Consider the following 6,212-nt stretch of genomic DNA (forward strand, 5'->3'; position numbering starts at 1 on the left):
GTTGTCGTGGATATTTGGTGCTTTATGCTCATTTTGAACGGTTTGTAGAGCCATTCGCTTATCTATCCCTTGCGCTTTCTGCTTCTTTGATGGCCGCAATCACCGCTTCGGAAATATGTTCCGCCAACACAATTGCTTTGATATCACTGAAATCATGAATCTTACGTCCCGGCATAATCGGATCTGGGACGATGGCATTTGCCTGCGACAGTTTAGACAGGATTTCGGGTGGGTTTCCCAAATGGCTGGCACCTTCTGGGTAGAGGATTACCGCTTGGTTTTTCATTAAGCACAACACTTCTCCCAGCGTTTTCTTGCCATCCAGGATAGGTATGATCGCTGCTTCCAGTAATGGAGCGGCATCGCCAAATTGTGATAGCAACGTAATCAACACATCCCTTGCATCATCCGCTGTCACTTCCTCCTGCTGTCCTTGAGCTTTCGCTAGTTCTCTGTCCTCCTTTTGGAATGACATAGTTTGTTCTGACGAATCAACTATCATCGACAACGGCTCTGTAGCCCATAACGGCTCTGTAGCCCATATTGGAGGCTCCGCCATCTCATCATGGCTCGCCGCCTTTGCTGCAACAGGGGCAGGTGGTTCAGTAGTAAAGATGAGTTCATTGGATTCCAGGCGCAGCATCAAAAGCTTCACTGCCCCCGTAACTTTTTGAAGCATTTCTGGTAGCACTTCCCAATAGCGGTAATATGCTCCTTGGCTCTTTTCGTGGTCGGCGTTAGGGATAGCAAAGCCTCGTTCAATGAGAATGTCGGCTAATGTGTCGGGATCGCGTGGAATGCCAGGAATGTTATCCTGACTGATAACGTCATAGAGATCATCAAGTTGCTTCCATACGATAAAAACGCCTTGTTGTAGATGCCAAACCTTTGCCCCAGGCTCATTGACCTTCCATCTTCCAGTTTTAACCAACCGCCGGAGGGCATCGAACACATAGCGCTCAATAGGTACACCATAGACAACCTTATTAACATCAAGGAAATTCTGGCGAAGGTCTCGTAATACGCTTTCTTGATTGGCTCGAAGCATCAACTTTGTTATCGGCTGATTCACATCCATACCTGAAATTGCCTCCAACATAGCCTGCATAATGAAGGGGCCAGATGCGGAGAGAAACTCACGGGTTTTGTGAGGGATAATCCGGTCAACGATCAGAATCGAGAATCGTTCTTGCCGCTTGTGTCTCTTATCATCTCTCCACCGAATAAAGTAACGGTTTATACTGTGACCAGTAGCCCAGTCGTGCAACGATTCTGAATACGGGTTCCAAGCTATAGCACCCTCTTTGTCCGTAATGGACACATCAGAGAGAAGTTTGCCTATGTCATGCAGGAGACCGGAGAAACAACTAGCGAGACGCCAGCGGGGTTCATTCTCCCTGCGTTCACGAGGGGTTCCTTCAATGGAAAATATAACCGATTCGGACGCTTGGGTAGTCCAGAAAGCAACCTCCAGACTGTGGTGAAACAAGCCGCCTGCTGCCCGGTGATGGTGAGTTTCGGAAGCTGGCAGCAGGTGTACAAAAGCCGCATGACGTTGAATCACTGGCAATACTAGTTGATTGAAGTCTGCTACAGTGAACCCGAGAGAGTTCCTAACCCTTTCGATCAATTCAGCTTGGGTTGCCAATATTGTCTCTAATGGGACTACTGGTAGACCTTTGATAAAAGGTGGATATTGAGGGATGTCTTTATCCTCCCCATCTTTCAGTGGCAATGTTCGGATGTTTATCGTGGTCTCGATATGGCCACCTCGTCTACCAAATAACTTGCTTAAGACATTCAGCATGTAGTTGACCATTTTCCTATCGTATCTCTCGTCGCTATATGCTCTCAAAACCTCGTAACGTGGCACATACGTCTATCTGTCCAATTTGGGCAGTTTTAGAAACCCATTTTCCACTCTCTACCTTTTAAAATGGGCTTATCAACGCCTTAGCTAGAAAGGAAAAAATAATGAGACAACTCTTGACGATCATTGGTATGACTATTTTGGTCGGTTGCACGTCCAGCACTTCGGAACAGCAGCAACTAACTTCTCCCATTCCACCTAAAAATGACAAACTAGCTCTGGTTAGTCGTGAACTCTCTGTGGCTTGGGATAATATGGGGAGAGGTGGGGCTGCTCTTAATCAGCCCGGTTATATCCATGTGTTGGGTAATGGGAATGTCGGAGTCATGCAGAACAAAGCCGCTGACGGCTCGATCCTCTCCACATCAACTATTCCCAATAGTGTGAAGAAAGGTGATGTTAATAAGGCGCTGAATACCTTCAAATCTATGGGAAAAGGCTATTCGCTGTATGAGCTTTCCCGCTGGACACGTTACTGCGATGATGGAAAAGGTATGGATGAGCATGATTGGCGCTTTATTGAGACCGAAGGTCCTAATAATATTCCGAAAGAAGCAATAATCAACTGCGTACCGCCAACTTTTAACTATCAGGACTATCTAAATGCCTGGACCTACTTCTGCACTAACCAGGTTGTCACAGATGTTAACCGTCGCATTGTTCGTGACTCTATACGTCCTTTTTCAGTGGCGAACTTATGCAACGTTCTGAAATAACAAACCAACACGCGATTTATGTAACGACACCTTTCCTTGCTGTGTGAGGACTCCCATTTTTAATTGAGCGTTTCTTGGGGATTTCACCTTGAAGCTTTAGTTAGATACTATTTAAATAGAATTAATTTCATTAAAAAATAATCAGGTGAAAATATTACATATTGAAATCACTCTGGAATTTTAAGGGGCTGAGCTGATAAGCCGGTCAAAATAGCCGGCACATTTCCCTTAAGTCTCTTCTTTGTTTGCTGACGCACTAAATATAACGACATTTCACAGCCTTGCTTTGACATGCCTATCGTCTTCTTCGTTGGAAATGTCATGCGCCGTACCAGCAGTGCAATACTCCCGTCGCACTGCTCTGAAGCCAGTTTTTAGCCTCATAATTCAGCTTGTTATCAGCCTAAAAAATGACTCTTAATTGCTTTTGATTAGGTTTTTTATTGGACGGGTCATAACTGACTGTACCTGTTCAAAAACGAGGACCTATCAATAATTCCCCAATCAGTCAGCATGTAATAACCCTTAGCGCCACGTTCGCCGGTAGACTCCCGAACAAAGAGTATGCTCATACCAAACTCATCGCGAAGTGTGGACAACTGCCGTTTAATCGTTGATTCGGGGATTTTTGTCGCTTTGTGAAGGCCCAGAAGACTGGGTTTCTCCATCTTGGATAAAGCATTTACCAAAGCAAATTTTCTTTTCATGTCCCGTGAGATCTTCATATCTACCCGTTCTTGACAAGTCCCACAAGTAAAGGGACTTCCTTCTTTAGCCTTCAACACTCACTAACTCAATGTCCGACACAGAAACATAAACAGGATTTTCCTTCCCCTGAGCATCCAGAGTTTTCACCCAAACTGTTCCTGGATTTAACGCCACACGGTCAGTCATAATGACGCCACGCTTTGATTCATAATCAACGTTCACGTTGACAACGAAAACCAGGCTTTCAGGACGAACATTTTTCCAGCCTTGATCGTTCGGTAACAGCAGTAATGCTTCACTACCAGTATCGTCCTGAATGGTTGATTTAGTTATCAGTTCTTTATCATCCTCTGTCGAACTTTCGCTTTCCTTCTTGCTGTTATCTTGTGAGCCAGTTAAGGGATTTCCTTGCTCATAGCTTGGTTCCAAATTGTTGTCGTTATCGGTTTGTCCTAAACCAGATTGAGCCATCTTCTCCAGATTTTCTTTGATGCGTTTAGCGTCATTCAGGAGTTCCCGGCTTTGTTTACGAGTTATTCCATTGTTCATTGCTACTGCGCATACAGTACGACTACGCTCTTGGTTTAGCTCGAACAAAAGGCGCAGATTATTCAGTGTTTCTGTGTCAGAACATATTTCATTATTGTACAACTCACGAACACAGTCAGGCATCTTAAGTAAAGACAGATGTGTCGAAACATAGGTAGTGTTTTTGCCGATACGTTCAGCAATGTTTTTCTGTTTCCACCCTTCTTGGATGAACTGATGTAAAGCTTCTGCAATCTCTACCGGCGTTAGATCGTCACGCTGAATGTTCTCGATCAACTCACCAGCAGTTTCATCCAAATTACTTTGTACTTTATCGTTAATCACGATATCGATGGTTTGAATACCTGCGTGTTTACAAGCCCTCCAGCGGCGCTCTCCTTTCTGAATGATGTATTTACCATCAGCGTCTTTCGGAAACACGATGATTGGAAATTGTTGACCTTCGGTTAGCAGCGTAACCGCTAACTCCCCGATATTTCGGAAACGCTTACGCACCTGAACTTTCGATTCAACATCATTGACGCTTACCGTCAGAATTTCTCTACCTTTCTTGCTCTTGGCGGATTTAGCAAGCGTGGATAGGCTTTTAAAATTATTCATAGCCATTGCTCAGCCCACCTTTGTTGCTCATAGTAAGAGTTTATGTCGTTAATCACGATGTCGAAGGTTTCCAAATTTGGGTTGTAGGTCTTACAAGCACTCGTTTTTCATATGGGAAGGATTTTAACGTTCATAAAATGATGCAGCAATATCTAATTATGATTCCATTAGAACAAAATTTGCACGAAAATATGGTCATCGAGTCGCAAAATCACAAGAACTGTTCTATTGATGCATTAGATTCCAGTACCAACAGTTGATGATTGAGCTGACAATACCACGTTGATGCGTGGTCTTTTTTGGGTCAAATTTTTGAAGAACTCGACTTTCACATGTGAAAGTTATGGTTCCTTACTAGCTGAATTAGAATTAAAAGATTCTTCTTGAGGTTCGGCCGTCATCTTCCGTATGGCTGCCATGATTGCTTGGGCAGGTTGGGCGCCTCCCAAGAGCTGACTCTTACCTGTGTGGTTGTCAACGATGAAGGTGGCTGGGGTACCGTTGATACCATAGCCAGTGGCTTTCTGAATATCTTGTTGGATTTTGTCTTCATACTTGCTTGAAGCTAGACATTCACGGAACTTGTTAAGATCCGCATCAACGCCAGTCACAAGTGCGGCCAGATCTGGAACGCCCCTGCCGTTACCTTGGGTGTGATAGAAAACGTCGTTGATGAACACCCAAAATGCACGGTTGCCTTTCTGCTCTGCAATGCATTCAGCTGCCAACGCCTCTTTGTGAGCGGCGGGATTATGGAAGTTGAGAGGAAGGTGTTTCCACTGCCAGTTCACATTGTTCTTGCTAGCATCCACAATCTGTTTAGGTGTGTCATGGAACTGTTTGCAGTAGGGGCATTCCATGTCGCTGAACTCAACCAGTGTGAACCGTGCGTTGAGATCGCCATAGATGTGCTTGCCGTCTTCCACGGTTTCAGATGCAGCCTTGAACTGGGTGAACTTCTGATCAATTTCTTTCTTCTGTTTTTGAGCTACAAACTTGTTGATGCTGGTAACGACAGCAGTTTCAAAATCAGTTTGGGTCTTGAACGTGATTTTTTCACTGTTTTGGATTGAACTGACGGACGTTTTCACAATGGACAGATCTTCCTCCAGCTTGTGCCCTTTGATCGTTTGAAAAATGCCAAAGCCGGTGCCTAAGATCCCTAACACGATACTGGCAATAATACCATATCGGATTTGGTTGTTATTTCGTTCTACCATGTCAGATTAGCTCCTGTTAGTAAATTTTTATGGAATTGAGCTTTTTCACAAAGGAACCGGCTTCAAGCTTCGCATATTTGGTCAAGGGGTGGATGATATTTCAGTTGGTTCATTAGGTTGGTTTATCCTGCCGTATTAAGGGGCACAGAGTTTAAACCGGCCAATGAGTTGATAAGCTTGGCTGGGCTAAATTTATTTCCTAAGCTATCAGTGTAGAAGAGTACAAAACTTTTTAGAAAAGTAACTCCGTCAAGTTGCCCAATTTAGGCAATTTCATTAATACCTATACCCTATGGATTTTAAGATGCATCGCGACGGCAAAGGAACGAATCCCCGGGAGCATAGATAACGATGTGACCGGGGTGAGTGAGCGCAGCCAACAAAGAGGCAACTTGAAAGATGACAGGTATAATTACTATGTTCAGCGATCTTACCGAGATTCGGCCTCGGGTCTTGCTTCTGGAAGTCATAAAAAGGGGCTAATGTGCCATATTTGGGAGGAAGGTAAGGTGAGGGACAAGCAGAATTATTTTTCACAATGAAAAGAAC

General features: G+C 44.3%; 5 protein-coding genes. 1 reads left to right on the top strand and 4 read right to left on the bottom strand.

Translation table 11 applies throughout. The annotated features are described in order from the left end of the window. Positions 1 to 58: 58 nt before the first annotated feature. Positions 59 to 1,819: a MobH family relaxase gene (gene mobH / locus V2H77_RS12160; protein WP_341498992.1), complete on the bottom strand. Its 1,761-nt coding sequence runs from the start codon at positions 1,817 to 1,819 to the stop codon at positions 59 to 61. Positions 1,820 to 1,974: 155 nt separating this feature from the next. Between mobH and V2H77_RS12165 the strand changes: the two genes are divergently transcribed. Continuing rightward, a complete protein-coding gene (locus V2H77_RS12165; protein ID WP_341498993.1) occupies positions 1,975 to 2,586 on the top strand; it encodes a hypothetical protein in 612 nt (203 codons plus the stop codon). Positions 2,587 to 3,038: 452 nt separating this feature from the next. Here the strand turns inward: V2H77_RS12165 and V2H77_RS12170 are convergent, their stop codons facing one another. The 3 genes from V2H77_RS12170 to V2H77_RS12180 all read right to left on the bottom strand — a co-directional run bounded on the left by V2H77_RS12170 (position 3,039) and on the right by V2H77_RS12180 (position 5,663). Next, the gene (locus tag V2H77_RS12170; protein ID WP_341498994.1) at positions 3,039 to 3,311 is read right to left on the bottom strand and encodes a helix-turn-helix domain-containing protein; all 273 of its coding nucleotides are present in this window, start codon (positions 3,309 to 3,311) and stop codon (positions 3,039 to 3,041) included. A 46-nt stretch (positions 3,312 to 3,357) separates the two neighbouring features. Next, a complete protein-coding gene (locus V2H77_RS12175) occupies positions 3,358 to 4,449 on the bottom strand; it encodes a ParB/RepB/Spo0J family partition protein (protein WP_341498995.1) in 1,092 nt (363 codons plus the stop codon). 335 nt (positions 4,450 to 4,784) lie between these two features. Next, positions 4,785 to 5,663: a DsbA family protein gene (locus tag V2H77_RS12180; RefSeq protein ID WP_341498996.1), complete on the bottom strand. Its 879-nt coding sequence runs from the start codon at positions 5,661 to 5,663 to the stop codon at positions 4,785 to 4,787. Positions 5,664 to 6,212: the final 549 nt, after the last annotated feature.

The sequence above is a fragment of the Photorhabdus sp. P32 genome (assembly GCF_038085095.1).
GTDB lineage: Bacteria > Pseudomonadota > Gammaproteobacteria > Enterobacterales > Enterobacteriaceae > Photorhabdus > Photorhabdus luminescens.